Origin of the sequence: Halorhodospira abdelmalekii, assembly GCF_016583625.1 — a bacterium.
GTDB classification, from domain to species: domain Bacteria; phylum Pseudomonadota; class Gammaproteobacteria; order Nitrococcales; family Halorhodospiraceae; genus Halorhodospira; species Halorhodospira abdelmalekii.
In genome coordinates this window covers 1-2,386 of sequence record NZ_NRRN01000117.1, presented here as the reverse complement: position 1 = coordinate 2,386, position 2,386 = coordinate 1, and the positions used below count along the sequence as shown (strand labels likewise).

General features: G+C 62.9%; 4 protein-coding genes. 3 read left to right on the top strand and 1 reads right to left on the bottom strand.

Annotation, left to right across the window (positions count from 1 at the left end; genetic code table 11):
• Positions 1–4 precede the first annotated feature (4 nt).
• Positions 5–202 carry a hypothetical protein gene (locus tag CKO15_RS13655; RefSeq protein WP_200197362.1) on the bottom strand — a complete coding sequence of 66 codons (198 nt, stop codon included), beginning with the start codon at positions 200–202 and terminating at the stop codon, positions 5–7.
• 5 nt (positions 203–207) lie between these two features.
• Between CKO15_RS13655 and CKO15_RS13650 the strand changes: the two genes are divergently transcribed.
• The 3 genes from CKO15_RS13650 to nrdD all read left to right on the top strand — a co-directional run.
• Positions 208–600 carry a hypothetical protein gene (locus CKO15_RS13650; protein ID WP_200197360.1) on the top strand — a complete coding sequence of 131 codons (393 nt, stop codon included), beginning with the start codon at positions 208–210 and terminating at the stop codon, positions 598–600.
• Positions 601–612: 12 nt separating this feature from the next.
• A partial coding sequence (locus CKO15_RS13645) for a metallophosphoesterase (RefSeq protein WP_207124170.1) occupies positions 613–1,449 on the top strand: 837 nt, incomplete at its 5' end.
• A 152-nt stretch (positions 1,450–1,601) separates the two neighbouring features.
• Positions 1,602–2,386, top strand: a 785-nt coding sequence (gene nrdD / locus CKO15_RS13640) for an anaerobic ribonucleoside-triphosphate reductase (protein WP_242464812.1), incomplete at its 3' end; no start/stop codon positions are given.

The window sequence follows — 2,386 nt, the reverse complement described above, 5'->3', positions numbered from 1 at the left end:
CGCCTCACCGCCGCAGCAGGTCGCCTTTGATTAGCCAGACTAGGACGGTGAGCGGCCAAAGCAGGCCGGCGATGACACCAACGACACTCGCCACGTCGTTGCCGTGGTCGACGAACTTGACCATGGTGATGATGCAGACTAAGAGACCGATCAGGGCGTAAAGCATCCCGATAACGTAACCGATCTGGCACGCGGAGGGCACCGCTTATGGACTACAGCGTTCCCACGGCCGCAGCGATAGCGACCATCGCCGCAGCCATCGTGCTGTTTGCCTCTGGCTGCCAAGCGAGCTCACCGGCGCGCGAGGGCGGCACTGCCAGCACCTCCGCTGACCGCGGCACCTACTGGCAACACGGGCAACCCGGCGATGAGAGAACGGTCACCCCCGATGGGGTCTATCGCCACTACGGCGATCGCACCATCGGTCCCGACGGTAGCATCTATCGGCACTACGATATCCCGCACGGCGCCCGCACCACAGTAGGTCCGGAGGGCGTTTACCGCCACCACGGCGATCACAGCTATGGCCCCGATGGCCAAGTTCACGGCTATCATCCGCGCTTCGGGCCGGAGCGCCTGGATCACGACAGGAGACGCTGAACCCTTCTGGCNGAGCGCACCGCGATCTTCCTGGGCGATCTCATCGACCGTGGACCTTACCCGAGGGCGGTCGTCGATACGGTTCGGCGCATGGTCGACGCCGGATATGCCCACTGCGTTATGGGCAATCACGAGTTGAACGCCATCGCCTACCATACACGCCATCCCGAGACGGGAGAGTACCTCCGGCCCCACACTGAAAAGAACCGTCAGCAGCACGCCGCAACCCGTCGCTGCTACGCTGGTCATCGCGACCAACCACGCAGTGATCTGGAGTGGTTCAAGACGCTACCGATGTGGCTCGAATTGGATGGGCTGCGTGTGATCCACGCCGCTTGGCTGCCCGCGGAGATGGAGACGATTAGGCAACTCGATCTGCAAAGCGTACCCGACTGGCCGCTGGAGTTTCCTGAACTCTTCGACCCGGAGAGTGCCTTGGGTGCCGCCGTAGAGCGCTTGCTTAAGGGTGCCGAGTGGCCGCTGCCGTGCGGTGTGCGCTTTGCCGACAAGGATGGTCATTTGCGCAGCGAGGTGCGTGTGCGGTGGTGGGAGGCGGCGTCGGGCAAAAACTGGCGGGAGGTCGCCTTTGGTGGGGCGGATCTGCTGGAGCAGCTGCCGGATGACCCAGTACCTGCTGAGTATCCGGCCCTGAGCTACCCGGTCTCAGCGCCGCCGGTCTTTGTCGGGCACTACTGGCTGAGCGGAACACCCAAACCGCTGGCGCCCAACGTCGCATGCCTCGACTATAGCGTGGCCAAAGCAGGTCCGCTGGTGGCCTACCGCTTCGATGGTGAGTCACAGCTGCACGTTGAATCGTTTGTGGCAATTCGCGCCGAAGGAGCGAGTTGAAAGCTGCTGGAGACGTTTTCTCGGAGCTAACCACCGAGAATCATTGCGCTTCACTCCGGATCCAGATATAGTGGCTCTTGCCAGGATCAGGCCACAACATATAGGCTTGTTGGGCAGCGTGAGACACTATATTTGGCCAAGGAGCAGCCAACATGACCCAGACGCAATCTCTCCCCGCCCTCGTGCGCAAGCGCGACGGCCGCATCTTCTCTTTCTGCCAGGAGCGCATCACCACCGCTATCGCCAAAGCCGGTTCTGCTACCGGCGAGTTCGGCGCCGCGGAGGCACAGCGGTTGTCCGATCGGGTGATCGAGGCACTGCCGCGCAGTGAGCTTCCCGAAGTCGAGCAGATTCAGGACACCGTCGAGAGGGCGCTCTTCGACGCCGGCTATCTGCCGACCCTGCGTGCTTACATTGCCTATCGCGAGCAGCATCAGCGGCTGCGGGCCGATCGTAAGACGGTGCTCGATGTTGAGCAGTCGATGAACGAGTACCTCGACCGCGAAGACTGGCGAGTGGCCGCCAACGCCAACCAGGGCTACTCGCTCGGCGGGCTGATTCTGAATAGTGCCGGCAAGATGACCGCCAACTACTGGCTGAATCACGTCTACCCGCCTGAGATCGGCGAGGCTCACCGCAGCGGTGACATTCACATCCACGACCTGGATCTACTCGCCGGCTACTGCGCCGGTTGGTCGCTGCGCACCTTCCTCCACGAGGGGCTGAACGGTGTTCCCGGCCGGGTCGAGGCGGGGCCGCCGCGGCACCTATCCAGCGCCATCGGCCAGATCGTCAACTTCCTCGGCACGATGCAGAACGAGTGGGCCGGGGCACAGGCGTTCAGCTCCTTCGACACCTATCTAGCGCCCTATGTCCGTAACGACCGGCTCAGCTACCCGGAGGTCCGGCAAGCGATCCAGGAGCTGATCTACAACCT

Coding starts and splice junctions, on each gene's coding strand:
- CKO15_RS13650 (WP_200197360.1), top strand. CDS start 208: ATGGACTACAGCGTTCCCACGGCCGCAGCGATAGCGACCATCGCCGCA.